Annotated in this window: 21 protein-coding genes and 6 tRNA genes; 11 read left to right on the forward strand and 16 right to left on the reverse strand. The window is 62.1% G+C overall.

The window, feature by feature from the left end; translation table 11 throughout:
• From OJHNALOF_RS11370 to OJHNALOF_RS11380, 3 genes are all read left to right on the forward strand, one after another.
• The coding region (locus OJHNALOF_RS11370) for an S-layer family protein (protein WP_206063687.1) at nucleotides 1–3486 on the forward strand (3486 nt) is incomplete at its 5' end.
• 9 nt (nucleotides 3487–3495) lie between these two features.
• Nucleotides 3496–4845 carry an HlyD family efflux transporter periplasmic adaptor subunit gene (locus OJHNALOF_RS11375; protein WP_165662093.1) on the forward strand — a complete coding sequence of 450 codons (1350 nt, stop codon included), beginning with the start codon at nucleotides 3496–3498 and terminating at the stop codon, nucleotides 4843–4845.
• A 4-nt stretch (nucleotides 4846–4849) separates the two neighbouring features.
• A complete protein-coding gene (locus tag OJHNALOF_RS11380; protein ID WP_165662094.1) occupies nucleotides 4850–6964 on the forward strand; it encodes an efflux RND transporter periplasmic adaptor subunit in 2115 nt (704 codons plus the stop codon).
• Nucleotides 6965–7058: 94 nt separating this feature from the next.
• Here OJHNALOF_RS11380 and lnt read toward each other — a convergent pair whose 3' ends face one another.
• The 5 genes from lnt to miaB all read right to left on the reverse strand — a co-directional run bounded on the left by lnt (nucleotide 7059) and on the right by miaB (nucleotide 12502).
• Complete coding sequence (lnt, locus tag OJHNALOF_RS11385; protein ID WP_165662095.1) at nucleotides 7059–8576, reverse strand: apolipoprotein N-acyltransferase; 1518 nt, start codon at nucleotides 8574–8576, stop codon at nucleotides 7059–7061.
• A complete protein-coding gene (gene corC / locus OJHNALOF_RS11390) occupies nucleotides 8577–9458 on the reverse strand; it encodes a CNNM family magnesium/cobalt transport protein CorC (RefSeq protein ID WP_165662096.1) in 882 nt (293 codons plus the stop codon). It lies immediately after the preceding gene.
• A 3-nt stretch (nucleotides 9459–9461) separates the two neighbouring features.
• The gene (gene ybeY, locus OJHNALOF_RS11395; protein ID WP_094200611.1) at nucleotides 9462–9929 is read right to left on the reverse strand and encodes an rRNA maturation RNase YbeY; all 468 of its coding nucleotides are present in this window, start codon (nucleotides 9927–9929) and stop codon (nucleotides 9462–9464) included.
• Nucleotides 9926–10984 (reverse strand): PhoH family protein, encoded by a 1059-nt coding sequence (locus tag OJHNALOF_RS11400; RefSeq protein ID WP_165662097.1) that lies wholly within the window; start codon nucleotides 10982–10984, stop codon nucleotides 9926–9928. Before OJHNALOF_RS11400 ends, ybeY begins: the two co-directional genes overlap by 4 nt.
• An 87-nt stretch (nucleotides 10985–11071) precedes the next feature.
• Complete coding sequence (gene miaB / locus OJHNALOF_RS11405) at nucleotides 11072–12502, reverse strand: tRNA (N6-isopentenyl adenosine(37)-C2)-methylthiotransferase MiaB (RefSeq protein ID WP_094200613.1); 1431 nt, start codon at nucleotides 12500–12502, stop codon at nucleotides 11072–11074.
• A 173-nt stretch (nucleotides 12503–12675) separates the two neighbouring features.
• Between miaB and OJHNALOF_RS11410 the strand changes: the two genes are divergently transcribed.
• Nucleotides 12676–13845: an FAD-dependent monooxygenase gene (locus OJHNALOF_RS11410; RefSeq protein ID WP_165662098.1), complete on the forward strand. Its 1170-nt coding sequence runs from the start codon at nucleotides 12676–12678 to the stop codon at nucleotides 13843–13845.
• Between the two features lie 460 nt (nucleotides 13846–14305).
• Here the strand turns inward: OJHNALOF_RS11410 and OJHNALOF_RS11415 are convergent.
• The 8 genes from OJHNALOF_RS11415 to pth all read right to left on the reverse strand — a co-directional run bounded on the left by OJHNALOF_RS11415 (nucleotide 14306) and on the right by pth (nucleotide 16901).
• Nucleotides 14306–14380 (reverse strand) — tRNA-Gln (locus tag OJHNALOF_RS11415).
• Between the two features lie 11 nt (nucleotides 14381–14391).
• Nucleotides 14392–14476: transfer RNA gene (locus tag OJHNALOF_RS11420), tRNA-Leu, on the reverse strand.
• 7 nt (nucleotides 14477–14483) lie between these two features.
• Nucleotides 14484–14560 (reverse strand) — tRNA-Met (locus OJHNALOF_RS11425).
• A 135-nt stretch (nucleotides 14561–14695) separates the two neighbouring features.
• A tRNA-Gln gene (locus OJHNALOF_RS11430) sits at nucleotides 14696–14770 on the reverse strand.
• Between the two features lie 50 nt (nucleotides 14771–14820).
• Nucleotides 14821–14895, reverse strand: a tRNA-Gln gene (locus OJHNALOF_RS11435).
• 4 nt (nucleotides 14896–14899) lie between these two features.
• A tRNA-Met gene (locus OJHNALOF_RS11440) sits at nucleotides 14900–14976 on the reverse strand.
• Between the two features lie 221 nt (nucleotides 14977–15197).
• On the reverse strand, nucleotides 15198–16289 hold the full coding sequence (gene ychF / locus OJHNALOF_RS11445; RefSeq protein ID WP_094200615.1) for a redox-regulated ATPase YchF: 1092 nt from the start codon (nucleotides 16287–16289) through the stop codon (nucleotides 15198–15200).
• Between the two features lie 15 nt (nucleotides 16290–16304).
• Entirely contained in the window at nucleotides 16305–16901 is a 597-nt protein-coding gene (pth, locus tag OJHNALOF_RS11450) for an aminoacyl-tRNA hydrolase (RefSeq protein WP_165662099.1), read from the reverse strand.
• 216 nt (nucleotides 16902–17117) lie between these two features.
• On the opposite strand from pth, the gene OJHNALOF_RS11455 reads away from it, so the two are divergent.
• Nucleotides 17118–17846, forward strand: coding sequence for a sulfite exporter TauE/SafE family protein (locus OJHNALOF_RS11455; RefSeq protein ID WP_165662100.1), 729 nt, complete (start codon nucleotides 17118–17120; stop codon nucleotides 17844–17846).
• Nucleotides 17847–17988: 142 nt separating this feature from the next.
• On the opposite strand, the gene OJHNALOF_RS11460 is transcribed toward OJHNALOF_RS11455, so the two are convergent.
• From OJHNALOF_RS11460 to lolB, 3 genes are all read right to left on the reverse strand, one after another.
• Nucleotides 17989–18936, reverse strand: a complete 948-nt coding sequence (locus OJHNALOF_RS11460; RefSeq protein WP_094200617.1) for a ribose-phosphate pyrophosphokinase — start codon at nucleotides 18934–18936, stop codon at nucleotides 17989–17991.
• A 282-nt stretch (nucleotides 18937–19218) separates the two neighbouring features.
• Entirely contained in the window at nucleotides 19219–20052 is an 834-nt protein-coding gene (gene ispE, locus OJHNALOF_RS11465) for a 4-(cytidine 5'-diphospho)-2-C-methyl-D-erythritol kinase (protein ID WP_165662101.1), read from the reverse strand.
• Complete coding sequence (gene lolB, locus OJHNALOF_RS11470) at nucleotides 20049–20627, reverse strand: lipoprotein insertase outer membrane protein LolB (RefSeq protein WP_165662102.1); 579 nt, start codon at nucleotides 20625–20627, stop codon at nucleotides 20049–20051. Before lolB ends, ispE begins: the two co-directional genes overlap by 4 nt.
• A gap of 126 nt (nucleotides 20628–20753) precedes the next feature.
• Between lolB and hemA the strand changes: the two genes are divergently transcribed.
• The 6 genes from hemA (at nucleotide 20754) to OJHNALOF_RS11500 (ending at nucleotide 26235) form a co-directional block, all read left to right on the forward strand.
• Complete coding sequence (hemA, locus tag OJHNALOF_RS11475) at nucleotides 20754–22013, forward strand: glutamyl-tRNA reductase (RefSeq protein WP_094200619.1); 1260 nt, start codon at nucleotides 20754–20756, stop codon at nucleotides 22011–22013.
• 24 nt (nucleotides 22014–22037) lie between these two features.
• Nucleotides 22038–23123 (forward strand): peptide chain release factor 1, encoded by a 1086-nt coding sequence (gene prfA / locus OJHNALOF_RS11480; protein WP_094200620.1) that lies wholly within the window; start codon nucleotides 22038–22040, stop codon nucleotides 23121–23123.
• Nucleotides 23123–23965: a peptide chain release factor N(5)-glutamine methyltransferase gene (gene prmC / locus OJHNALOF_RS11485; protein ID WP_165662579.1), complete on the forward strand. Its 843-nt coding sequence runs from the start codon at nucleotides 23123–23125 to the stop codon at nucleotides 23963–23965. Before prfA ends, prmC begins: the two co-directional genes overlap by 1 nt.
• The gene (locus OJHNALOF_RS11490) at nucleotides 23958–24764 is read left to right on the forward strand and encodes a SirB1 family protein (protein ID WP_165662103.1); all 807 of its coding nucleotides are present in this window, start codon (nucleotides 23958–23960) and stop codon (nucleotides 24762–24764) included. The genes prmC and OJHNALOF_RS11490 overlap by 8 nt, the downstream gene beginning before the upstream one ends.
• A gap of 9 nt (nucleotides 24765–24773) precedes the next feature.
• Nucleotides 24774–25619: a 3-deoxy-8-phosphooctulonate synthase gene (kdsA, locus tag OJHNALOF_RS11495; RefSeq protein WP_165662104.1), complete on the forward strand. Its 846-nt coding sequence runs from the start codon at nucleotides 24774–24776 to the stop codon at nucleotides 25617–25619.
• A gap of 151 nt (nucleotides 25620–25770) precedes the next feature.
• Nucleotides 25771–26235, forward strand: a complete 465-nt coding sequence (locus OJHNALOF_RS11500) for an Lrp/AsnC family transcriptional regulator (RefSeq protein WP_094200624.1) — start codon at nucleotides 25771–25773, stop codon at nucleotides 26233–26235.
• Nucleotides 26236–26264: the final 29 nt, after the last annotated feature.

The following is a 26264-nucleotide window of genomic DNA, read 5'->3' on the forward strand; positions in this document are numbered from 1 at the left end:
GGCAGCACCGCCGGCAACAGTCTCAACTACTCGGTGATGGTGATCGGCACCACCGCCACCGTGAGCCTGACCGGCGGCAATCTGTCGGTCGTTGCGGCGGAGACGATGATCGACAACATGAGTTACCAGAACAACAGTAACGCACCGTCGACCAGCAACCGTGTGGTCACCCTGACCAGTGTTCAGGACAGCGGCGGCACCGCCAACGGCGGGGACAACACCGGCGCCCTGGCCGTGGCCTCCACCGTCACCGTGGTGCAGAACAACGACGAACCGACCCTGACATCGAACGGCAGCCACCCGACCTTCACCGAGGGCGGCGCGGCGGGCAGCCTGTTTAACGGCACCAGCATCAGCACCGTGGAGTCCGGTCAGACCCTCACCGGCTTCAGCTTTACGGTCAGCAATGTTACCGACGGCAGCAGCGAGGTGATCAACCTGGACGGCACGGCCATCGTGCTGACCCAGGGCACCAGCGGCAGCACCGCGGGCAACAGCCTCGGCTACACGGTGACGGTGGTGGGCACCACCGCCACGGTGAGCCTGACCGGCGGCACGCTGTCCACGGCCACGGTGCAGACGCTCATCGATAACATGAGCTACCAGAACAACAGCGATGCGCCCGACACCAGCAACCGGGTGGTGACCCTGACCAGCCTGCAGGACAGCGGCGGCGTCGCCAACGGCGGTGACGATACCGCCAGCCTGGCGGTGGCCTCAATCGTGACCGTGGTCGGCGTGAACGACGAGCCGGCCCTGACCGCCAATGCCAGCCACCCGACCTTCACCGAGGGCGGCGCCGCGGCCAGCCTGTTCAGCGGCACCAGCATCAACACCGTGGAGTCCGGCCAGAATGTGACCGGCCTGAGCTTTACGGTGACCAACGTCACCGACGGCAGCAACGAGCGCATCAACGTCGATGGCACCACCATCGTGCTGACCCACGGCACCAATGGCAGCACCGCCGGCAACAGTCTCAACTACTCGGTGATGGTGATCGGCACCACCGCCACCGTGACCCTGACCGGCGGCAATCTGTCGGTCGTTGCGGCGGAGACGATGATCGACAACATGAGTTACCAGAACAACAGTAACGCACCGTCGACCAGCAACCGCATCGTCACCCTGACCAGTGTTCAGGACAGCGGCGGCACCGCCAACGGCGGGGACAACACCGGCGCCCTGGCCGTGGCCTCCACCGTCACCGTGGTGCAGAACAACGACGAACCGACCCTGACATCGAACGGCAGCCACCCGACCTTCACCGAGGGCGGCGCGGCGGGCAGCCTGTTTAACGGCACCAGCATCAGCACCGTGGAATCCGGTCAGACCCTCACCGGCTTCAGCTTTACGGTCAGCAATGTTACCAACGGCAGCAGCGAGGTGATCAACCTGGACGGCACGGCCATCGTGCTGACCCAGGGCACCAGCGGCAGCACCGCGGGCAACAGCCTCGGCTACACGGTGACGGTGGTGGGCACCACCGCCACGGTGAGCCTGACCGGCGGCACGCTGTCCACGGCCACGGTGCAGACGCTCATCGATAACATGAGCTACCAGAACAACAGCGATGCGCCCGACACCAGCAACCGGGTGGTGACCCTGACCAGCCTGCAGGACAGCGGCGGCGTCGCCAACGGCGGTGACGATACCGCCAGCCTGGCGGTGGCCTCGACCGTGACCGTGGTTGGCGTTAATGATGCGCCGGTAGCCGTGGACGACAACGCTTCTGCCATCGAAGCGGGCGGCACCGCCAACGGCACCACGGGCAGTCATGCCAGCGGCAATGTGTTGAGCAACGACAGCGATGTGGATGAGGGTGACAGCAAGACCGTCACCGCCATTCGCACCGGCGCCGAGGGTGGCTCCGGCACCAGCGGCACCGTGGGGTCTGTGCTGGCGGGCCAGTACGGCAGCCTGACGCTGAATGCCGACGGCACCTACAGCTATGTGGTGGACGAAAGTAACGCCGATGTGCAGGCCCTGCGCCAGAGCGGCCAGACCCTGACCGACACTTTCACCTATACCTTGAGTGACACCGCCGGCCTGACCGACAGCGCAACCCTGACCATCACCATCGACGGCCGCAACGACGCCCCGGTGGCGGTGGACGACAGCGCGTCTGCCATCGAGGCGGGCGGCACCGCCAACGGCACCACGGGCAGCGGCGCCAGTGGCAATGTGCTGAGCAACGACACCGATGTGGATGAGGGTGACAGCAAGACCGTCACCGCCATTCGCACCGGCGACGAAAGTGGCTCCGGCACCAGCGGCACCGTCGGCCAAATACTGGCGGGTCAGTACGGCAGCCTGACGCTGAATGCCGACGGCACCTACAGCTATGTAGTGGACGAAAGTAACGCCGATGTGCAGGCCCTGCGCCAGAGCGGCCAGACCCTGACTGAGAGCTTCACCTATACCCTGAGCGACACCGCCGGCCTGACCGACAGCGCGACCCTGACCATCACCATCGACGGCCGCAACGACGCCCCGGTGGCGGTGGCCACTCCGGACAACGAGCGATCCAACTTCGGGGTTGATTACCGTTTTGACGTGGGCCGGCTGTTCACCGATGCGGATGGTGCCGCCTACGGGGAAGAACTGACCATAGTGGTCGAGGGGCTGCCCCAGGGCCTGCGTTATGACGCCGTACAGGGGCTGATCGTTGGCCGGGCGAGCGAGCCCGGCAGGTTCACCATCCAGTTGACGGCGACGGACAAGGCCGGACTCAGCGTGTCGCGCAATTATCAGCTGGAGATACTGGCGCCGCCCGAGGCGAACAATCCGGTTGCGTCCACCGGCCAGATGCCACTGCCGCCTTTCCGGATGGATGGCAATCGCATGGAAACGTCCACCACGCCGTTGCCCTCCGGGCTGGTGGAGCGGGATGGTGAACGCGATGCCACCGGTTTTGTGGCACCTCAGAAAGCGGTGGATACAGTGTTGTTGTCCCGTCCGGGGGCCTTGGTGGTGAAAAGCGCCGTTGCGGGGGACGCCGCCATCATTCGGGCCGAGGTCGCGGTCAATGTCGGTGCCAACGGTGAGGTGGTGTTCAGCGAGGTGCAACAGCAGGCGTTCGATGCCGTGGCCATGAGCGTCGTCGACATCCGGCTGGACGATGGCCTGTTCACCCTCATCATTGCCGATGGCCAGTCGGTAGCGGGCCAGCGTTATGCGGGTATGCAGCCGAACGGCGAGGCGTTGCCCTCCTGGATTACGGTGGATCCCCTTAGTGGCGAGATCAGGATCCGACCCGAAGGGCGGACCGGGGTACTGAACATTCGTATTCAGACCCAGGGCGAGAACGGCGAACTGCGGATCCTGGATCTGCAGCTGGATGTGCAGACCCTGCTGCGTCAGCAGGGCGCTGATCTGAGCGCCAGCGCTGCCCTTGACGGCGGTTTCGTGCCCTTGTCCGAGCAGTTGGCCGCCGAGCTGGAGGCGACCGAAGGTTATGGTCAGCGCTTGCTGACCATGCTGGTGTAGGTGTAAGCAGTGGAATTGAATCAACAATTTGCAGCCCTGTTGGGGCTGGAGTCGGCGTTGCGCCAGGCGGGCAGTCTGGCGCAACTGGGATACACCATCGTCAACCAGAGCCACGGCTGCGTGCCCTATTCCCAAGGGGTATTGCTGCTGGGTGAGCAGGGGCGCCACCTCAGGGTGGCGGCGGTCTCGGATATACCGGTCGTCGACGCCACCTCGCCCTTTATCGCCTGGACCGAACGCCTGGCGCGCCATCTGGCGCAATCGGCATCGTTCGACCAGTTGCAGCAGTGGGAGCCGGCGCAGCTTCCCGAGGCGTTGGCCCGGGAATGGCGGGAAATGGCACCCGAGCGGCTGCTTTGGGTGCCGTTACGGCTGGCCGCCGATGATGGACGTCAGCTCGGTGTCCTGTTGTTGTTCCGTCCCACTGCCTGGGATGAGCGGGAGCGGGGCGTGCTGACGCACCTGGCCGGCACCATGGCTCATGCCCTGTTTGCGCTCCAGCGCCGGTTGCCGTTTCAGCGGCTGGTCCAGCGTTTGCGACGGCGCCGGGTGATGCTGGGTGTTGTGCTGGGGTTGCTGCTGATCATGGCGGTGCCGGTGCGGCTCAGCGCGCTGACGCCGATCCGGGTGATCGCCCGGGATCCCCAGGTGATCAGCGCCCCGCTCAACGGCGCCGTCACCCGGCTCGAGGTCATGCCCAACCAGAGCGTGCAGCGCGGCGATCCGCTGGTGCAGTTTGAAGACACGGAACTGGCCAGTGCATTCGAGGTCGCCCAGCGGGCCTTGCTGGTGGCCGAGGCCGAGCTGAAAACCACCCAGCAAAGCGGCTTTATGGATCCGCGGAAAAAAGCGCAGCTGGCCGAGTTGGCGTCCCGGGTTCGGCTGCGCCAGGCGGAACGGGATCATGCCCGTTCCCGCTTGGAAAAGGCCAGGTTGACCGCGCCCGGACCCGGCGTGGTGGTGCTGGGGGATCCCGATGGATGGAAGGGACGCCCGGTCAACATCGGGGAAAGGATCATGCTGCTGGCCGATCCCGCCGCCGTCGAGGTCGAGGCGATGCTGACGGTAAAAGACGCCATTGCCCTGCGTCAGGGGGCCGAGGTAAGGGTGTTCTTCGACAGCGATCCCCTCTCGGCGAGAGCGGCCCGCCTGCATCATGCCGGCTATGAGCCCCAGCGCACCCCTGAGGGCACCCTGGCCTACCGGCTGGTGGCCCGGCTGGACGAGAGTGCCTCGCCGGCGGCACCGCCCCGTATCGGCACCAGTGGCACCGCCAAGGTGTATGGCGAGAGGGTGAGCCTGTTCTTCTACCTGTTCCGCCGCCCCATCACCAGCGCCCGCCAGTGGCTGGGATGGTGATGTCATGAGCACCGCCAGGGTTCTGCCGCCGCTGCGCCAGGATCTGCGCCTCCTGCCCGGGGCGGCGGATGAAAACGGCGCCCCGCGTTGGTTGCTGTTCGACACGGCGCGCAACAAGTATTTCGCCCTGTCGGCCGGGGGGATTGACCTCGTTCGTCACTGGCAGGGGGGCGCCACCCTGGACGATTTTCTGCAAACGCTGTGGGCCAGAGGCAAGGAGTACGGCGCCGAGGAGTTGGCGGCCTTTGTTGATTTTGTGGTGTCCAATCACCTGTGCGAGGCCCGCTCGGCAGAGGCCTCGGCGCGCATTGGCGAGCGGTATCAGGCGACGGTGCTGGGGCTCTGGCGCTGGCTGCTGCATCACTACCTGTTTGTGCGTATTCCCCTCTGCCGCCCGGATCCCTGGCTGGCCCGCTGGACCCCCCGCCTGAGCTGGCTGTTCACCCCGGCGATGCATTACGGGGTGCTGGCCTCGGGCCTGCTTGGCCTGGTGCTGGTCATGCGGCAATGGGATCACTTTCTGGCCACCTTTCTACATTTTTTTACCGTCGAGGGACTGCTGCTGTACGGCCTGACCCTGGTGTTGGTGAAAAGCGTGCATGAGCTGGGGCATGCTCTGGTCGCCCGGCGGCTGGGGTGCCGGGTCGCCTCCATGGGCGTGGCCTTTCTGGTGTTGTTTCCGGTGCTTTACACCGACACCACGGATGCCTGGCGGCTGCGCTCCCGTTCGGCCCGCCTGCGCATCGTCACGGCGGGGGTGCGGGCCGAGCTCTATCTGGCGCTGTTGGCAACCCTGTTGTGGAATCTGCTGCCCGAGGGGCCACTGCGCAGCGCCGCCTTTTTCGTGGCCACCACCAGCTGGATCACCTCGTTGTTGGTCAACATCAGCCCCTTTCTGCGGTTTGACGGTTACTACGCCTTTTCCGACTGGCTGGGTATCGAAAACCTGCAGACTCGGGCCTTTGCCTTTGGGCGATGGCGATTGCGCCAGCTGCTGTTGGGGCTGAACGCGCCCTTGCCGGAGCCCCAGCCCCGGGCCCGCATTCGCCTGCTGGTGGGCTATGCCTGGGCAACCTGGGTGTATCGCTTCTTTCTGTTTATGGGGATCGCCCTGCTGGTGTATCACCTGTTTTTCAAGGTGCTGGGCATCGCCCTGTTTCTGGTGGAGGTGATGTGGTTTATCGCCTTGCCGATAGGGAAGGAGATGGGAATGTGGTGGAAACAACGGCGTGAATGCGCCATCAACCGTGGCCGGCTGCTGGGTTGGGGGCTGGCGGCGGGCCTGTTGCTGGCGGGCCTGCTGCCACTGCCGGTGAGCGTGCCGGTCCCGGCCCTGCTCAAGGCCGGGGCGGAGCAAACACTGTTTGTCTCCGAGCCGGCACAGGTCATCGAAGTCGGGGTCGAGCCGGGCCAACGGGTGGTAGCGGGACAGGTGCTGCTGCGGCTTGGGTCCGAGCAACTCGACTTTGAACTGGGTCAGGTGGAGGAGGAGATAGGATTCATTCGCCAGCGGTTGGAACGCAGCGCCAGCTCGGCTCAGGAAAAGGCCGGCCTGGCCATTACCGAGCAGCAGTATCGGCGTTTGTTGGAGCGTCGTTCGGGTTTGCTGGCTCGGCGCCAGCGGCTGGAATTGCGTGCTCCCTTTGACGGACGCGTGGCCCATGTGGAACAGCTGCACGCCGGCGTCTGGGTCGGGGCCGAGATGCCGCTGCTGTCCCTGGTGGTGCCAGGGAAACTGCAGTTGGAAGGGTATCTGGGCGAGCAGTATCTCGAGCTGGTGAAATCCGGCGACAGGGGCGTTTTTGTCGCCGACAGGCCCGGTGAGCCTCCGCTGGCGGTCGAGATACGGGATGTGGATATCGGCGCCGTGTTTTCCCTGCCCTATGGGGAGCTCAGCTCCGAGTTCGGCGGCGACATCGCCGTGCGGCCGGTGGAGCAGGACAAACTGGTGCCGGAAGAAGGTCATTACCGGGTCAGCATGATGCCGCTGGAGACCACAGGCGCGGATCTCGATGCCCGGCTGCCCGGTGTGGTGCGCGTCGAGGGTGACTCCCGCAGCTGGTTGTGGCACCAGTGGCGCAGGATGATGGCGGTGTTGATCCGCGAAAGCGGTTTCTGAATAAAAAACGGGCCTCAAGGCCCGTTTTTTATCGGTGCGGCCAGGAAAGGAAAGCGTGTCAGTCAGCCTGGCTTACCGGGCCTGCCGACAGCCGCTATTTAAACAACCGCCGCTCGGCCATCATCAAGCGGCCGGCCGGCTGGCGGCAGCGGCTTGCAATTAGCAGGCTCAGCCCCAGCACCGCCAGTAGCGGCAAATTGCCAAAACGGGCATAGGGGGTGAGCCCGGTCATGCCGGTGACTTCGGCGGTGAGCACGCCCTGTTCAAACTGGGGCAGGCTGGCACTCATGCGGCCCTTTTCGTCGGTCACCAGGGTCACCCCGTTGTTGGTGGCACGGATCATGGGGCGGCCCAGCTCCAGGGCCCGCATGCGGGCGATTTGCTGGTGTTGCCAGGGGCCGATGGAGCGGCCAAACCAGGTATCGTTCGAAACCGTCAGCAGAAAGTCGGTAGTCGGTTTCATGTTGGCGCGCACCAGCCCGGGAAAGGCCACCTCGTAGCAGATGGCCACGCTCAGATCTCGCCCGGCGGCATGAATGTCCGCCTGGCCTGACTCACCTCGGGAAAAGGATGACATTGGCAGGTTGAAGAAGGGCGCCAGGGGCCGCAACAAATCACCCAGGGGCACAAACTCGCCGATGGGCACCAGCTGTTGCTTGTAATAGCGGTTGCCCTGGCCCGGCTGATAACGGCCGTTGCCCAGGCCCAGCACGGCGTTATACACCTCGCCTGCGGCGGGGCGGGACACCAGGCCGGTGATGAGTGACTGATTGCGTTCAGCCATCAGCTTGTCGACCTGCTCCAGCCAGGGGGCCAGCTGCTGCTCCGAGGCCGGTAGTGCTGATTCGGGCCAGATCACCAGATCGGCATGAAGCGCCGGGCGGGTCAGATCCAGGTAGCGCTTGAGGCTGTGCTCCAGCTGGCCCGGAATCCATTTCAGGGACTGTTCGATATTGCCCTGCACCAGGGCCACCCGCAGGGTTTCGGTAGGAGACACCCACTGCAGCTGCTGGCTGGCCACGCCCAGGCCCCAGAGCACCACGGCAAAGGCGGCGGCACGCCAGCGCAGTCCGTTACCCAGCCGCCACAGGGCAGCGGCGCTGAACAGCAGCAGCCAGCTGATGCCCTGTACACCGAACATGGGGGCCAGTCCGGCCAGCGGGCCATCCAGCTGAGAGTAGCCGAACCACAGCCAGGGAAAGCCGGTCAGCATCCAGCCGCGCAGCCAGTCGGCGCCGATCAGCAGCACCGGCAGCACCCACAGCAGCCGCGCTCGGGGGGAAGCCACAAAACGATGGGCCAGCCACAGGGCGAGGGAGGTATAGAGGCTGAGGTAGGCGGCGAGCAGGGCCACCAGCACAAAGGCCACCGGCAGCGGCAGGCCGCCGAAGATGGTCATGCTGTTATGAATCCACCACAGGCCGGGCAGGTAAAGGCCCAGGCTCCAGGCAAAGCCACGGGTGGCGGCGGGGCCGGGGGAACAGTGATGGGTGACGGCGAACAGGCCGGCCAGCGACACCAGCGCCAGGGGCCAGAAATCAAAGGGGCTGAAGGCCAGAACGCCAAGGGCCCCGCACAGCAGGGCCCCGAACAATGGCAGCAATTTACGCACTTATACCGGCTCCGACGAGGAGGTTTCCTGATTGTCCGGTATCTTAACCTGTAATTGCAGCAGCCGTCGACGGTCGGCGTGGGCTACCTTGAACACAAAGCCGCCCAGCTCCACCTGTTCACCCTTGCCGGGCAGGTGGCCAAAGGCGTGCATCACCATGCCGCCCACGGTGTCGGCCTCTTCGTCGCTGAACTCGGTGTTAAAGAATTCGTTGAAGTCCTCGATGTCGGTGAGCGCGGCCACCGAATATACCCGCTTGCTGATCTGACGGATTTCGGCGCTTTCCTCGGCGTCGTACTCGTCCTCGATATCACCCACGATGAGTTCGAGAATATCCTCGATGGTGACCAGGCCCGACACGCCGCCGAACTCGTCCACGACGATGGCCATGTGGTAGCGCTCTTCGCGAAACTCCTTGAGCAACTTGTCGAGGCGCTTGCTCTCGGGCACCACTACCGCCGGGCGCAGTATCTTCTCGATGGAGAAGTCTTCTTCGGTGAGACCAAAGCCGTAGGGCAGCAGATCCTTGGCCAGCAGAATGCCCTCGATATGATCCTTGTCTTCGTTGACCACCGGAAAGCGGGAGTGGGTCGACTCGATGATCATGGGCAGAAAGCTGGAGACCGGTTGGGATTTTTCCACCGTGACCATCTGGGAGCGGGGGATCATGATGTCGCGCACGCGCAGTTCGCTTACTTCCAGCACGCCTTCAATCATGTCCTTGGTGTCCTGGTCGATCAGGTCGCGCTCTCCCGCGTCCATGATCACTTCTACCAGCTCTTCCCGATTCTTCGGTTCGCCCTGAAATATCTGACCGAGTCGTTCAAGCCAGTTTTTCTTTGCGGACGAACCGTTTTCTGAGTGTGAATTGTCGTCGTTCACTGATTAACCTTCGTCGTCGTCTTGATAGGGGTTGTCCATGCCCAGGCCGGCCAGAATAGCAATTTCCCTGGCTTCCATCACTTCGGCTTCATCATCCTTAATATGGTCAAAACCGAGCAAATGCAAGCAGCCGTGTACCACCATGTGGGCCCAGTGGGCCTGCAGCGGTTTGTTTTGCTCGGCCGCTTCCCGCTCCACCACCTGGCGGCAGATCACCAGATCGCCCAGCAGCGGCAGCTCCACACCGGGGGGGGCTTCAAAGGGAAACGACAGCACATTGGTGGGTTTGTCCTTGCCGCGATAGTCCCGGTTGAGCGCCTGGCTCTCGGCTTCGTCCACCAAACGCACCGTCACTTCGGCCTCATCCCGCTCGCCGTCAAGGGCGGCGGCAAGCCAGGTTTCCAGCTGCTGCTCGGTGGGCAGGCCGGGGGCCTCATCGCAGGCGATTTGCACATCCAGCCACAGGGTCATGCGTCGGACTCCTCATTGGGTGCAGAGCTCTGCCGCTTCTGTTCCTTCTGTTGCTTCTGGGCCTCGTCAAAGGCTTCATAGGCGCGCACGATGCGGGCCACCACCGGGTGGCGCACCACGTCTTCGGCACGAAAGAAGTTGAACGATAGCCCTTCCACGCCGCCCAGCACCTCAATGGCGTGACGCAGGCCGGAGCGGGCATTGCGGGGCAGGTCGATCTGGGTAATGTCGCCGGTGATCACCGCCTTGGAGTTAAAGCCGATACGGGTGAGGAACATCTTCATCTGCTCCACCGTGGTGTTCTGGCTTTCATCCAGGATCACAAAGGCGTCGTTCAGGGTGCGGCCGCGCATGTAGGCGAGGGGCGCCACTTCGATGACGTTGCGTTCGATGAGCTTTTCCACCCGCTCAAAGCCCAGCATTTCAAACAGGGCGTCGTACAGGGGACGCAGGTAGGGATCCACCTTCTGGCTCAGATCCCCGGGCAGAAAGCCAAGCTTCTCGCCCGCTTCCACCGCCGGCCGGGTCAGCAGAATGCGACGAATTTCCTGGCGCTCCAGGGCGTCCACCGCCGCAGCCACCGCCAGATAGGTTTTGCCGGTGCCCGCCGGGCCAATGCCAAAGGTGATGTCGTGGCTGAGAATGTGGGCGACGTAATGGGCCTGATTGGGGCTGCGCGGCTTGATCAGTCCCCGCTTGGTCTTGATGACCACTTCCTTGCCGTAGCGATAGCCAGTGTCGGCTTCTTCCTCGTCCTGCTCCAGTACTCGACTTTCCTTGATGGCCAGATGCACCTGCTCGGGGGTGATATCGGGCACGGCCTGGCCCTTGACCGACTGGGTGTCCACATAGAGGCGGGTAAGAATGTCGTTGACCACGCGGGCCAGGCGCTCGGGGCCGACAATCTGAAAGTGCTCGTTCTGATGGTTGATCTCCACCCCCAGACGGCGCTCCAGTTGCTTGATATTGTCGTCGAAGGGGCCGCACAGGCTGGCCACGCGCTGGCCGTCGGCGGGTTGTAGTTCCAGTTCCAGATGAGTGACGTTGGCTGTCAAGGTAACTCCTGAATATCGGGGGTGAGGGAGCCGGGAGCGGGGAGCAGGACATCCAGTCCCCATTCCCCAATCCCGAGTCCCCGTATTTTAGGGGGTAAAAGTGGCCACGCCGCTGTCGTCGGGCACGCCGTCGGGGCGGCGGGCCAGAATGCTTTGGGGCGACACCTGGGTGCGCAGATCCATTTCATCCTCGCCGCGCAGGAATTTGCCGCGCAGGCTGTGGGGCATGACCTCGGTGATCTCCACGTCGGCAAAGCCGCCAATCAGATGATGAGGACCCTCAAAGTTCACCACCCGGTTGTTTTCGGTGCGGCCGCGCAGCTCCATGGGATTCAGCTTTGAAGGACCTTCCACCAGTATACGTTGGGTGGAGCCGAGCATCTGCCGGCTGATCAACTGGGCCTGATTGTTGATGGTGTTCTGCAGCCGGTACAGGCGCTCCTTCTTTTCTTCCATCGAAATGTCGTCGGGCAGATCGGCGGCCGGGGTGCCCGGACGGGGGCTGTAAATAAAGCTGAAGCTCATGTCAAAGCCCACGTCTTCAATGAGTTTCATGGTCTTTTCAAAGTCATCGGCCTCTTCACCGGGAAAGCCCACGATAAAGTCGGAGCTGATGGTGATGTCGGGGCGGGCGGCGCGCAGCCGGCGAATCTTGGACTTGTATTCAATGGCGGTGTGCGGGCGCTTCATCAGGGTCAGGATGCGATCCGAACCGCTCTGTACCGGCAGGTGCAGGAAGCTCACTACCTCGGGGGTATCCTTGTACACCTCGATAATGTCGTCGGTGAACTCGATGGGGTGGCTGGTGGTGTAGCGAATGCGGTCGATACCGTCGATGGCGGCCACCAGGCGCAACAGCTCGGCAAAGCTGCAGATGTCGCCGTCATGGGTCTCGCCCCGGTAGGCGTTAACGTTCTGACCCAGCAGGTTGACTTCGCGCACGCCCTGCTCGGCAAGCTGGGCGATTTCATAGAGTACGTCGTCCAGCGGGCGGCTGACTTCCTCGCCGCGGGTGTAGGGCACCACGCAGAAGGAGCAATATTTGGAGCAGCCCTCCATGATGGACACAAAGGCGGTGGCGCCTTCGGCCCTGGGCTCGGGCAGGTTGTCAAACTTCTCGATTTCCGGAAATTCCACGTCCACCTGGGCGCCACGGCCCTCCAGCACGGATTTGATCATGGTCGGCAGCCGGTGCAGGGTCTGCGGACCGAAGACGATATCGACAAAGGGCGCACGGGCGCGAATGGCGTCCCCTTCCTGTGACGCCACACAGCCACCCACGCCGATCACCAGCTTGGGATTGGCTTCCTTGAGCGGACGCCAGCGCCCGAGCTGATGAAAGACCTTCTCCTGGGCCTTCTCGCGAATGGAGCAGGTGTTGAGCAGCAGCACATCGGCCTGCTCTGCTTCTTCGGTGAGCTGGTAGCCGTGGCTGGCATCCAGCAGATCGGCCATCTTGGATGAATCGTATTCGTTCATCTGACAGCCCCAGGTCTTGATATGAAGTTTTTTGCTCATGGCGCTCTTGAGTTACTGCAAAGGGTCGTGCGTTTTGGACCGGGCATTCTACTCTTTTCTCCGCGGAGTGACCAGATAATATCCAGCCACAGGGGGGCGTCGAGTGAGTAAATTGGCCCCGGCGAAACTGCGGGAATTGGGGTAGAATGGCCGAAAAATCCGGAGGTTGGACAATGCAGAAGTGCGATATTGTCATTATTGGCGGTGGCATGGTAGGTGCCCTGGCGGCGGCGCTGCTGGCGCCTGCCGGGCTGGCCGTGCGTGTGCTGGAAAGCCACCAGCCGCAAGCATTTTCCCCTGAGCAGCCCCATGATCTGCGCATTTCCTCGGTGAGCGCCGCCTCGGTGCGGCTGCTGCAGCAGGCCGGTGCCTGGGACGCGATTACCAATATGCGCGCCTGGCCCTATCAGCGGCTGGAAGCCAGCGAGTGGCAGGGTTTTGCCACCCGCTTCAGTGCCGCCGAGCTCGACTGCGAATATCTGGGCTATATGCTGGAAAACCGCGTCATTCAGCTGGGCCTGTGGCAGGCGCTGGCCCAGTGGCACAATGTGAGCATTGATTGCCCGAGTGAGCTGGACGGCCTGGCGCAAAACGAGCAGGGTGCCCTGCTCACCCTTAAGGGCGGGAGCGAGCTGCAGGCACGGCTGGTGCTGGCCTGTGACGGTGCCGAGTCACGAGTACGGCAACTGGCCGGCATTGGCGTCACCGCCTGGGATTACGACCAGCAGTGCATGCTGATCAGCGTGGCAGGGGAGCGTCTGGAGCAGGACATCACCTGGCAGCAGTTTTGCGCCACCGGCCCGCGGGCCCTGCTGCCCCTTGGGCATGGCAAGGGGTCGCTGGTGTGGTACGACGGCAAGGCTCGTATCGAGCAGCTGGCGGCCCTCGGCAATGACGCCCTGGCGGCCGAGGTGGCCACGCATTTTCCGCCGCGACTGGGAGCGGTGACCGTTCTGGGCAAGGGCCACTTTTCTTTGCGCCGGCGCCATGCCAATCAGTACGTCAAGGGCAGCGTGGTGCTGCTCGGCGATGCCGCCCACACCATCAATCCGCTGGCGGGGCAGGGAGTGAACCTCGGCTTCAAGGATGTGGCGGTGCTGAGTGAGTTGGTGCATGAGGCGGTGGAGCGGGGCGAGGATATCGCCGACACCGCCCTGCTGAAGCGTTTTGAACGGCGCCGCCGGCCCGACAACCTGTTGATGCAGGGCGCCATGGATGTGTTCTATCAGGCTTTCAGTAACGAGCTGCCGCCTCTCAAGCTGTTGCGTAACCTGGGCCTCAAGGCCGCCGAGCACAGCGGGCCGCTGAAAAAGCGGGTCATGAAGTACGCCATGGGACTGTAAAAGCGAGTTTGAAGCCGGAAGCTGAAAGAAGAGTAGGTTGGAATGAGCTCTGCGAATTCCAACATGGTCATGGCCTGCTCGATTGTTGGGATTCGCTGCGCTCATCGCCAACCTACAGCACTGTGACGTCAGGGACTTGGGATTGGGGAATAGGGACTGGTACGCTTCCCTAATCCCAGAAAGCAAAAAACCAGCCTGTAGGCTGGTTTTTTGTAGATGGCTGTGAGTACCAGGATTCGAACCTGGGCACTGATGCCGAGATCAAAAAAGCCGGCACTGAGGCCGGCTTTTCAATATATGGCTGTGAGTACCAGGATTCGAACCTGGGCGCTGATGCCGAGATCAAAAAACCGGCACTTAGGCCGGCTTTTCAATATATGGCTGTGAGTACCAGGATTCGAACCTGGGCGCTGATGCCGAGATCAAAAAACCGGCACTTAGGCCGGCTTCTTGAGCAATATGGCTGGGGTACCAGGATTCGAACCTGGGAATGGCGAGATCAAAACCCGCTGCCTTACCGCTTGGCGATACCCCAATTGTCTTGAATGGTGCGGGAGGCGAGACTTGAACTCGCACACCTTGCGGCGCCAGAACCTAAATCTGGTGCGTCTACCAATTTCGCCACTCCCGCTAAAGAGTGGTGGCTATGGCGGGATTCGAACCTGCGACCCCATCATTATGAGTGATGTGCTCTAACCAACTGAGCTACATAGCCACATAAAGCATTGAGTCGCCTCAATGTTCTGACACGCAGTGTTACGTATCAATATAAAATGCCTGAAGTTGCAGTTCATACCTGGGTATGAACGCCGGTATAAAAACCTGTATTGCCTTCAGCATTTCATGAAAATGGCTGGGGTACCAGGATTCGAACCTGGGAATGGCGAGATCAAAACCCGCTGCCTTACCGCTTGGCGATACCCCAACAGCAAATGGATGATAACAAATTTTTCGATATCAGCCACTTTTGAAAAATGGCTGGGGTACCAGGATTCGAACCTGGGAATGGCGAGATCAAAACCCGCTGCCTTACCGCTTGGCGATACCCCAGCAATGGTGGCTATGGCGGGATTCGAACCTGCGACCCCATCATTATGAGTGATGTGCTCTAACCAACTGAGCTACATAGCCACTGCTTGTTGATGACCTTACGTCACCGAACGGGGCGCATTATGCGTATCCCGACCGACAGCGTCAACCGTTTTTCCGTAAAAAATTGGCCCGCCACCGTCGTTTGGACACAAAAGCGTCATGGTGGTGAAGGGGTGGTCAGTGGGGCTGTTTTTTATGCGAAAAGTCGAAAATAAAAAGGCCGGGCGCATGCCCGGCCTTTCAGAGACTGGCGGTTAATGTCAGACGTTGAACAGGAAGTTCATCACATCGCCGTCTTTTACGATGTAGTCCTTGCCCTCGGAGCGCATCTTGCCCGCTTCCTTGGCGCCCTGTTCACCCTGGTAGGTGATGTAGTCGTCATAGCCGATGGTCTGGGCGCGAATAAAACCCTTCTCGAAGTCGGTATGAATCTTGCCGGCGGCCTGAGGCGCGGTGGCGCCCACGGGAATGGTCCAGGCACGCACTTCCTTCACCCCGGCGGTGAAGTAGGTCTGCAGGTTGAGCAGCTCATAGCCGGCACGGATCACCCGGTTCAGGCCTGGCTCTTCCAAGCCCATGTCGGCCATGAACTCGGCCGCTTCTTCCGCATCCAGCTCGGCAATTTCCGACTCCATGGCGGCACACACCGGCACGACTATGGCGTTTTCGGCGGCGGCAATGGCTTCCACCTGGGCCAGGTAAGGGTTGTCCTCAAAGCCGTCTTCATTGACGTTGGCAATGTACATGGTCGGCTTGATGGTGAGGAAGTTCAGGTAATCGATGGCCGCTTTTTCTTCCTTGGTCAGTTCCACGCTGCGCAGTACTTTGGCTTCTTCCAGCACCGGCAGCAGCTTTTCCAGCACGGTGATCTCGAACTTGGCATCCTTGTCGCCGCCCTTGGCCTTTTTGGCGTTGCGCTGAATGGCGCGCTCGCAGGTGTCCAGGTCCGCCAGCGCCAGTTCGGTGTTGATCACCTCGATATCATCCTTGGGCGACACCTGACCGGCCACGTGCACGATGTTGTCGTTTTCAAAGCAGCGGACCACATGGCCGATGGCATCGGTTTCGCGAATGTTGGCCAGAAACTTGTTGCCCAGGCCTTCACCCTTGGAGGCGCCCGCCACCAGGCCGGCGATGTCCACGAACTCCATGGTGGTGGGCAGCACTCGCTGGGGATTGACGATGGCGGCCAGGGCGTCGAGGCGCTTGTCCGGCACCGGCACCACGCCGGTGTTCGGCTCTATGGTGCAAAAGGGGAAGTTGGCGGCTTCGATGCCGGCCTTGGTCAGTGCGTTGAACAGGGTGGATTTGCCCACGTTGGGCAGACCCACAATACCGCATTTAAAACCCATGATGGTGTCCTGAAATTACTTGGTGGAATCGGCGTTGAAGGCATGCAGGCGGTTCATTGCCTTGACCATGCCATCCTTGAATAAAATATCGGTGGCGCGGCTGGCTTCGTCCACGGTGGCGTCGAGCAATTCCTGCTCGGCGGCCGGTGCCTTGGTCAGCACAAAGCCGGCCACCCGGGACTTGTCGCCCGGGTGGCCGATGCCCAGCCGCAGCCGGTAGAAGTCCTTGTTATTGCCCAGGCTGCTGATGATGTCACGCAGACCGTTGTGGCCGCCATGGCCGCCGCCCTGCTTGAAGCGGGCGGTGCCCGGGGGCAGATCCAGCTCGTCGTGGGCGACCAGAATGCCCTCGGGCGGAATCTGGTAAAAGTTGGCCAGGGCCGCCACCGCCTTGCCCGAGCGGTTCATAAAGGTGGCGGGCACCAGCAGGCGCACGTCGCGGCCGGCAATGCGCACGCGACCGGTCCAGCCAAAGAACTTGCCTTCTTCCTTGAGCTGGGCACCGTGCAGGCGGGCCAACTCGGCCACATACCAGGCACCGGCATTGTGCCGGGTTTGGGCGTATTCCGGGCCGGGGTTGGCCAGCCCGACAATAAGTTCGATAGGTTGCATAGCATAATCGGCCGTTAAAATGACGCCATATTCTAATGAAGCGCGGCGATAATGGCCACCTCAAGGGCAGGATTTGCCATGGGGCGGCGTTGAGGACGCGTTTGATTTATTGTTTACAATTTATGCTATTATTGTGCATTCAAAGGCGGGCGATCCGCTTTAGTCTTGTTTTTGTTCTTCTATTTTTCCCGCACGGGATATTTCACGGACACCATCATGTTTGAACTTCTGGGTTGGTCCCTGCTGGCCGGCGTGGTCAATGCGCTTGCCGGTGGCGGCCTGTTTTTTACCCTGCCGGCTTTGCTGGGCGCGGGCATTCCCAGCACCGCCGCCGTGGCCACCGCCAGCGTGGCGTCCTGGCCCGGTTATGTCAGTGCCTTTTGGGGGATGCGTCGCCGTCTGCGGGGCGGCCCGCTGCTGGCGTTGACCATCATTGGCCTGGGAGGCGGTGGTCTGGGCGCCTATGCTCTGACCCGGTTTCATGCCGACCATTTCAATTATCTGGTGCCCTGGCTGCTGCTGGGGGTGAGCTTGCTCTATGGCCGCCAGCTGCTCAGCAGTCAGGGCTTTGAAGGCCCGCTTGCCATGAAACCGAAGGCCTGGCCGGTGCTGCTGGGGGGCAGTGCCTACGGTGGTTTTTTTGGTGGCGGCCTTGGGGTATTGCTGATGGCGCTGATGGGCCAGCTGCGCATGGGCACCAGCCTGCAGCAACATGCCATCAAGCTGTATCTGTCGATGCTGGCCAGCGGCGCCACCATCCTGGTCTATTCCCTGTCGGGGCTGGTGTACTGGCATCAAGCCCTGCTGCTGGCGGTGGGTTACCTGCTCGGCGGCAAGCTGGGCGCCCGGGTGCTGGAATGGATCAGGCCAAAACTGCTGGCCTGGGGCATTGTCGCCTTTGGCGTGGGCCTGAGCGGGTATTATTTTGTGCGCTTCTACGGATGAGGTGAGAAGTGAGGGTACAGGAGTGAGGTGAATTTACTCCTCACCCCTCACGTCTTCCTCCTCACCTGCAATCGCCCACAAAAAAGCCCGCGAATCTCGCGGGCTTTTTGCTTCAGGCTATCAGCTTAAAGCTTGCCAGTGCTTATTGCTCAAACATGGCGGAGATGGACTCTTCGTTGCTGATGCGACGAATGGCCTCGGCCAGCATGGGCGACAGGGTCAGCTGCTTGACCTTGCTGATGGCCTTGATTTCATCGCTCAGGGGCACGGAGTCGGTGATGATGACTTCATCGATCACGGAATCCTTGATGTTCTGGGCGGCATTGCCGGAGAACACGGCGTGGGTGGCGTAGGCAAACACCCGCTTGGCGCCGCGCTCTTTCAGGGCTTCGGCGGCCTTGCACAGGGTGCCGCCGGTGTCGATCATGTCGTCCACGATCACGCAGTCACGGCCTTCCACGTCACCGATAAGGTGCATGACCTGGGACACATTGGCGCGAGGACGGCGTTTGTCGATAATGGCGATGTCGGTTTCGTCCAGCAGCTTGGCCACGGCACGGGCGCGCACCACGCCGCCGATATCGGGAGACACCACCACGGCGTCCTGCAGGCCCTTGGCCTTCATGTCTTCCAGCAGTACCGGGGTACCGAATACGTTGTCTACCGGCACGTCAAAGAAGCCCTGAATCTGCTCGGCGTGCAGGTCCACGGTCAGCACCCTGTCCACACCCACGCTGGACAGGAAGTCGGCCACCACCTTGGCGGTGATCGGTACCCGGGCGGAGCGCACACGGCGATCCTGGCGAGCATAACCGAAGTAGGGAATGACGGCGGTAATGCGGCCGGCGGAGGCACGACGCAGGGCGTCAACCATGACGATCAGCTCCATCAGGTTGTCGTTGGTCGGCGCACAGGTGGACTGGATGATGAAGACATCGCCGCCGCGTACATTTTCGTTGATTTGCACGCTGATCTCGCCGTCGCTGAAACGGCCGACATCGGCAGCGCTCAGTTTGATGAAAAGACGATCGGCGATACGTTGGGCGAGTTCCGGCGTTGCATTACCAGCAAACAGCTTCATGTCGGGCACGGTTTAAAACCTCGGGGTTGCTTCGTGGGTGGCGAGACTGGACGGGGCCGTGAACCCGTGTTACGAAAAACAATTTCGCTATCCAGCCCGTTTTCGGAATTATTCTGGTTCGGAACGCCAGTCAGGGGGTTGAGAGAGAGCACTCAACGGTGAGTCGGCCTGCGCCGTGTCTTCCTGCCGGCGACCGCCGGCAGCGAATTGACCCTTGGGATAAGGGAGAAAGCGAGCCCACCCCGCCTTCATGCCATCGCTGCCTGGTCTTTCTTGTTTAATAACGGGGGCTTACAAGGCGTTGAGCGCCGTGTGCAGCGGCGAGATATTACGGCCTTTGGCAACAAAGCCACTGGCGCCATCCGGTGCTTTGTTAAGCGCCGATTCGGCTGCCTCACGGCTGTCAAAGGTGCCGAAAATACAGGCGCCGGTGCCCGTCATTCTTGACGGCGCATATTCTAGCAACCAGCTCAGAAGTTTGGCAACCTCGGGGTGTCGCTTTTTGACCAGCCCCTCGCAGTCGTTTTGCCAGGGCATGCTCAGGCGTTGTTCAAGGCTCAGTACCGGGCTGCTGCGGGGTAGGTTCGGGTCGGTGAAAATGGCTGCCGTGGCCACTTCCACCCCCGGGTTGAGCACCAGGTACCAGGGCTCGGGCGGGGTGGCGTCGCTGAAAATATCACCCACGCCTTCGGCAAAGGCAGCGCGGCCGTGCACGAATACCGGCACGTCGGCACCCAGCTGCAGGCCAAGGCCGGCCAATTCGTCATGGTCAAGGCCCAGTTGCCACAGCCGGTTCAGCCCCACCAGGGTGGTGGCGGCGTCACTGGAACCGCCGCCCAGGCCGCCGCCCATAGGGAGGTGCTTGGTGAGGGTAATGTGCGCGCCTTTGCTGCAACCCGTGTGCGCTTGCAGCAGGCGTGCCGCTTTAATGATGAGGTTGTCTTCAGGGGCCACTCCGGGCAGGGCCGGGGAAAGGCTCAGTCCGGGGGCTTCTTCAAAACAAAGCACATCGCCAAAGTCCACAAACTGAAACAGGGTTTGCAGGTCGTGGTAGCCATCACTCCGGCGGCCGGTAATGTACAGAAACAGGTTGAGCTTGGCGGGGGCGGGCAGGCGCAGCGTCATGGGTTCAGCTCCCACCGGCTTACCGCCAGTTTCAGGGTGGTGGTGTCATGGCTCAGTTCCAGCCGGCTGGGCAGCCACAGCTGGTCGATTTGGGTGTAGCCCTGGTAGCTGAGCTGCCAGCCGTGAGACTGCACTTGTGCCGGGCGTCCGTCGGCATCGAAGCTCACGGTGTCGGCCTCGCCGGGCAGGCCCTTGATCCAGTCGGCCAGCTGCTCCACCGGCAGATTCCAGCCGGTCAGGCGATACACCAGCTCTTGGGCATTGGTGGCGGTATGGCGCCGGCCTTCACCGTCGACAAGTTCAATGCGGCCGTTGCGCCGGCTGAGGTCAAACACCCGCTTGCCCACCACATTGGTCAGGTTCAGGCGGTAGTCGTCGCTGTTTTGGCGCCAGAACAGGCTCAGGCTGCCGCGCTCTTCGGGAGTGATGATGCCGAGCTTGGCGGCCAGCTGCCAGTCCTGCAGGGCGGCCAGTTGTTGTTTCTGGGCCTGCCAGGATCCGACCGGCGCCTCTTCGGCCCGGTAGGCACAGCCCGAGACCAGCAACAAGCCAAGGCAGATCAATAAAGTACGCACGGCGAGCACTCCGCGTTTGAAAGTGGGCGCTCAGTATAAGGGCAAGGCCGGTGCCTTTTAAAGATTTGGCCTTTCTCGTACAATAGCCGGCTACACGAAGAACGATGTGAGCCGCACCAAATCCTCATGAGCCTGCTGGTACTGGGAATCAATCATAAGACAGCGTCCGTCGCCCTGCGCGAGCGGGTGGCGTTTGGCCCTGATCTTGCCCCCCGGGCGCTGCAGGAGCTGATGAACATGCAGGGCGTGGCCGAAACCGTGATCCTGTCTACCTGTAACCGCACCGAGTTGTATTGCAGCCTCGACGACGAGGGCGACAGCGATGTGGTGCGGCACTGGCTGCAGCAGTTTCACCGCCTGGATGAAGACGAGCTGACCGCCTGTCTGTATCAGCATCAGGGCGAGGACGCCATTCGCCACCTGATGCGGGTGGCCTGCGGTCTCGACTCCCTGGTGCTGGGCGAGCCGCAGATACTGGGCCAGATCAAGCAGGCCTACAGCCAGTCCCATCAGGCCGGCAGCCTCAAGGGGCTGCTGGAGCGGCTGTTTCAGAAGTCCTTTTCCGTGGCCAAGCGGGTGCGCACCGAGACCGACATTGGCGCCAGTGCGGTGTCGGTGGCCTTTGCCGCGGTCAGCCTGGCCAAACGCATCTTTTCGGATCTGGGGCGCACCCGCGTATTGTTGGTGGGCGCCGGCGAAACCGTCGAGCTGGTGGCGCGACACCTGCGCGAGCAGTCGGTGACTCAGATGATGGTGGCCAACCGCACCCTGGAGCGGGCCCAGAGCCTGGCCCAGGAATTTGAGGCCGAGGTGATGACCCTGGAGCAGATTCCCGAGTTTCTGCCCCGGGCCGATATCGTGATCAGCTCTACCGCCAGCCCTCTGCCCATTATCGGCAAGGGCATGGTAGAGCGGGCGCTCAAGGCCCGCCGGCACAAACCCATTCTGCTAGTGGACATCGCCGTGCCCCGGGACATCGAGCCCGAGGTGGATGAACTCAACGACGCCTACCTTTACACCGTGGACGATCTGCAGGGCATCATCGAGCAGAACCTCGAGGCCCGTAAACGGGCGGCGGCCCAGGCCGAGCGCATTATTCTGGAAGAGCGGGATCAGTTTATGGCCTGGTACCGCTCGCTGCGCTCGGTGGACCTGATTCGCGACTACCGCACTCAGGCGGAAAGCGTGCGTGAACAGGAGCTGGCCCGTGCACTGCAGGCCCTGGCCCAGGGGGAAGACGCCACCGAAGTGATGCAGCAGCTGACCCGGCGACTGACCAACAAGCTTATTCATACCCCCACCCAGGCCCTGAGCCAGGCCGGCAAGGACGGCGATCAGGAGATGCTGGCGGTGCTGTCCCGCAGCCTGGGCATCAGTCGGCCCTGAGCCGGCATAACGGCGAGATCCTCGATGAACGAATCCGTACTGAAGAAACTGGAAGGCCTGGAAGAACGCTACCAGGAGGTGCAGGCGCTGCTGGGCGAGGCCTCGGTTATCAATAACCAGGAGCAATACCGGACGCTGACCCGGGAATATGCCCAGCTGGAAGACGTGGTGGCCTGCTTTCAGCGCTACCGCCGGGCCGAGGAAGACCTGGCCGAAGCCAAAGAAATGCTGGCGGAAGACGACGCCGAGCTCAAGGCCATGGCCCGGGATGAGATCGACAGCGCCGAGGCCGCCATCGACACCCTGAGCCAGGAGCTGCAGATTTTGCTGCTGCCCAAGGATCCCAGGGACGACAACAACTGTTTTCTGGAGATTCGTGCCGGTGCCGGGGGCGATGAGGCGGCCATCTTTGCCGGCGATCTGTTTCGCATGTACAGCCGCTATGCCGAAACCCGGCGCTGGCGGGTGGAGATCGTCAGTGCCAGCGAGGGCGAGCACGGCGGTTTCAAGGAGATCATCGCCCGCATCGAGGGCGCCGGCGTCTATGGTCAGCTCAAGTTCGAGTCCGGCGGCCACCGAGTGCAGCGGGTGCCCGAAACCGAATCCCAGGGCCGCATTCACACTTCTGCCTGCACGGTGGCGGTGATGCCCGAAATACCCGAGGCCGAGGCCCCGGAGATCAACCCGGCGGATCTCAAGGTGGACACCTTTCGCGCGTCCGGTGCCGGTGGTCAGCACGTCAACAAGACCGACTCGGCCATTCGCATTACCCACCTGCCTACCGGCATGGTGGTGGAATGCCAGGACGAGCGTTCCCAGCACAAGAACCGGGCCAAGGCCATGGCGGTGCTGGCCTCGCGCCTGGCTCAGGCGGAGCAGGACAAGCGTCAGGCCGAAGAGCAGAGCGAGCGGCGCAACCTGCTGGGCAGCGGCGATCGTTCCGATCGCATTCGCACCTACAACTTCCCTCAAGGGCGAGTGTCGGATCATCGGATCAACCTGACCCTGTACCGGCTGAGCGAGGTGCTGGAAGGCCAGCTGGACATGCTCACTCAGCCCATTCTGCAGGAGCACCAGGCCGACCAGCTCGCCGCCCTGGCGGGTCAGTGATGAGGCTGAGTGAGCTGCGCACTCACTTGCGTGAGCAACTGGCCGGGGGCGAGTCGCCGGCGCTGGATGCCGACGTATTGCTGTGCCACGTGCTGGGCAAACCCCGCAGTTTTCTGCTGGCCTGGCCCGAATTCGAGGTGTCTGCCGAGCAGAAGGCCGAGCTGGCTGAACTGATAACTCGCCGCCAGGCCGGTGAGCCGGTGGCCCACCTGACCGGCCAACGGGAATTCTGGACCCTGATGCTGGAAGTCACTTCGGATACCCTGATCCCCAGGCCCGACACCGAAATCCTGGTCGAGGCCGCGCTGACGCGCCTGCCCCAGCGACCGGCGCGAGTGGTGGATCTGGGCACCGGCACCGGCGCCATTGCCCTGTCCATCAAGAGCGAGCGCCCCGCCGACACCGTGCTGGCGGTGGAATTTAACCCCGCCGCCGCCGCCCTGGCCCGGCGCAATGCCGAACGTCTGGATCTTCAGGTGGAGGTGCGGGAAGGCAGCTGGCTGGCGCCGCTCGCCGGGCTCACCTTTGACATGATCGTGTCCAACCCGCCCTATATCGACGCCGCCGATCCGCACCTGGCCGAAGGCGATGTGCGCTTTGAGCCGCTGTCGGCCCTGGTGGCCGAGGATGAGGGCCTGGCCGACATTTGCCATATTGCCGCTCATGCCCCGGCGCAACTCACGGCCGGTGGCTGGCTGCTGGTGGAGCACGGCTGGCAGCAGGGGGAGGCGGTGCGGCACATTTTTATCGATAATGGATTTGAGAAAGTCACCACGCTGCGCGACTACGGTGGGCAGGACAGGGTGACGCTGGGCTGTTTGCCCGGGAGAGAGCATGCTTGAAAGCAATATCAGTGCGCGCTGGTTGGGTGAGGAGCCTCTTGAGCTGATGACCCTGGCGCTTGACGTGGTGGAAAGCCTGGCGGGCTCGCAAGCCCGGGATGAGGCCGAGCGGGAGCTGTTCGCCCTGGAGCGGGCCCTGGCCGAGGAGCTGGAAGGCATGCAGGTGGCCCAGCACCTGCTGCCCTGCCTGTATCAGGGGCTGGGCCTTAGCGGTGACAGCGAGACCTTCTTTTCCATCGACAACTGCCTGATGAACCGGGTGCTGGCACGGCGCGAAGGCATTCCGGTGAGCCTGGGAATTCTGCTGATTCACCTGTGCCGGCGCTTTGGTGTCAAAGCCGAAGGCATCTGTTTTCCCGGCCATTTTCTGGTTCGAGTGTGGGTGAAAGAAGAGAGTGTCATTATCGATCCCTTTACCGGCCGGCCACTGAGCCGTCGTGAAATCGAGCAGTTGCTGCGGGGCGCCCAGGGCAACCTGGCCCGGATCACTCCGGAGCACCTCAAGGGTGCCGACGACAGCGAGATCCTGGCGCGATTGCTGAATGTGACCAAGGCCGCCTTTATTCACGATCAGCAATTTGGCCAGGCCCTGGCCTGCAGCGAGCTGCTGTTGCGGCTCAAGCCCGACTGCCCCTTTGAGCGGCGGGATCGGGGCTTTCTGTATGAGCAGCTGGACTGCGGCAGGCTGGCCGCCGACGATTTCGAATTTTTTATTGAGCACTGTCCGGAAGATCCCATCGCCGACGTGCTGAAAGCCCAGATAGCGGGCCTCGATCTGAGCCCCAAAACCCTCCACTAAGGAGCCGAGATGAAAACCGTACACATCAATGACATTGCGGTCGCCAACGACAAGCCCATGGTGCTGTTTGGCGGCATCAATGTGCTGGAATCCCGGGAGCTGGCCATGACGGCCTGCGAGCACTATGTGAAGGTGACCGAAAAGCTGGGTATTCCTTACGTGTTCAAGGCCAGCTGGGACAAGGCCAACCGCTCCTCCATTCATTCCTTTCGTGGCCCGGGCCTGGAAGAGGGCATGAAGTTGTTGCAGGAAGTGAAGGACACCTTTGGCGTGCCGGTGATCACCGACCTGCACGAGCCTCACCAGGCGGCTCCGGTGGCCGAGGTGGCGGACGTGATCCAGCTGCCGGCCTTTCTGGCCCGCCAGACCGACCTGGTGCAGGCCATGGCCGATACCGGCCGGGTGATCAACATCAAGAAGCCCCAGTTCCTGAGCCCGGGGCAGATGAAGAACATCACCGACAAGTTTATCGAGTGCGGTAACGATAAATTGATCCTGTGCGAGCGGGGCAGCAACTTTGGTTACGACAACCTGGTGGTGGACATGCTCGGCTTTGGCGTGATGAAAAAGGCCACGAACGACGCGCCCATCATCTTTGATGTGACCCATGCCCTGCAGTGCCGGGATCCGCTGGGTGAGGCCTCCGGCGGCCGTCGCGAGCAGGTGCTGGATCTGGCCCGGGCGGGCCTGGCCACCGGCCTGGCCGGCCTGTTCCTGGAAGCCCATCCCAATCCCGAACAGGCCCGCTGCGACGGCCCCAGCGCCCTGCCGCTCGACAAGCTTGAGCCTTTCCTGACTCAGCTCAAGGCCCTGGACGAGCTGATCAAGGGCTTTGCCCCGCTGGATATTCGCTGATTCGGTGTAGCAGTCAGCGAACGGGCGGCCATTGGCCGCCCGTTTTTTTTGACAACATAACCGGTATGGCTTGAGCGAAAAAGGAGCCTTTATTAGAATGGACGTCTAGACGCATTTATGGCTTTAGTGTCGAGACGAGATTTGCTTGCCAATGAGTGAAAACCTGGATCATTTTGATCGAAAAATATTGTCTATCGTACAGCGCAGCTGCCTGACCCGCAGTGAAGTGATTGCCGAAGAGGTGGGATTGTCGGCATCTGCGGTACAGCGCCGGTTGAAGCGATTGCGTCAGCGAGGCGTGATCAGTGCCGATGTGGCGGTGGTCGACAACCGCAAGGTGGATAACCTGATGACCTTTATCGTCGGCCTGGAAATTGAGCGCGAGAACTACCAGGTAATGGATCGCTTTATGCGTTGGGCCCAGACTCAGGACGCCATGCAGCAGATTTTTTATGTGACCGGCTCGGTGGATCTGATGCTGGTCATTCTGGCCCGGGACGTCACCGAATACGATGACATTGCCGCCGCGACCATGGCGCAGTTTCCGGAAATCAAGCGCATGAATACCAATGTGGTGCTCAATGTCCTGAAATCCGGGCTTTCCTTGCCACTCTAGCTTTCTCAAGCGTTGATAAAACACCGCCC

Source organism: Oceanimonas sp. MB9, from assembly GCF_011319775.1.
In the GTDB taxonomy this organism is placed as follows: domain Bacteria; phylum Pseudomonadota; class Gammaproteobacteria; order Enterobacterales; family Aeromonadaceae; genus Oceanimonas; species Oceanimonas doudoroffii.

Bases quoted from the DNA above. Each gene is read 5' to 3' on its own strand.
- OJHNALOF_RS11500 (WP_094200624.1), top strand. From the start codon at position 25,771: ATGAGTGAAAACCTGGATCATTTTGATCGAAAAATATTGTCTATCGTA.
- OJHNALOF_RS11410 (WP_165662098.1), top strand. From the start codon at position 12,676: ATGCAGAAGTGCGATATTGTCATTATTGGCGGTGGCATGGTAGGTGCC.
- kdsA (WP_165662104.1), top strand. From the start codon at position 24,774: ATGAAAACCGTACACATCAATGACATTGCGGTCGCCAACGACAAGCCC.
- OJHNALOF_RS11380 (WP_165662094.1), top strand. From the start codon at position 4,850: ATGAGCACCGCCAGGGTTCTGCCGCCGCTGCGCCAGGATCTGCGCCTC.
- OJHNALOF_RS11490 (WP_165662103.1), top strand. From the start codon at position 23,958: ATGCTTGAAAGCAATATCAGTGCGCGCTGGTTGGGTGAGGAGCCTCTT.
- ybeY (WP_094200611.1), bottom strand. From the start codon at position 9,929: ATGACCCTGTGGCTGGATGTGCAAATCGCCTGCGATGAGGCCCCCGGC.
- ispE (WP_165662101.1), bottom strand. From the start codon at position 20,052: ATGACGCTGCGCCTGCCCGCCCCCGCCAAGCTCAACCTGTTTCTGTAC.
- pth (WP_165662099.1), bottom strand. From the start codon at position 16,901: ATGCAACCTATCGAACTTATTGTCGGGCTGGCCAACCCCGGCCCGGAA.
- ychF (WP_094200615.1), bottom strand. From the start codon at position 16,289: ATGGGTTTTAAATGCGGTATTGTGGGTCTGCCCAACGTGGGCAAATCC.
- hemA (WP_094200619.1), top strand. From the start codon at position 20,754: ATGAGCCTGCTGGTACTGGGAATCAATCATAAGACAGCGTCCGTCGCC.
- prfA (WP_094200620.1), top strand. From the start codon at position 22,038: ATGAACGAATCCGTACTGAAGAAACTGGAAGGCCTGGAAGAACGCTAC.
- prmC (WP_165662579.1), top strand. From the start codon at position 23,123: ATGAGGCTGAGTGAGCTGCGCACTCACTTGCGTGAGCAACTGGCCGGG.
- miaB (WP_094200613.1), bottom strand. From the start codon at position 12,502: ATGAGCAAAAAACTTCATATCAAGACCTGGGGCTGTCAGATGAACGAA.
- OJHNALOF_RS11455 (WP_165662100.1), top strand. From the start codon at position 17,118: ATGTTTGAACTTCTGGGTTGGTCCCTGCTGGCCGGCGTGGTCAATGCG.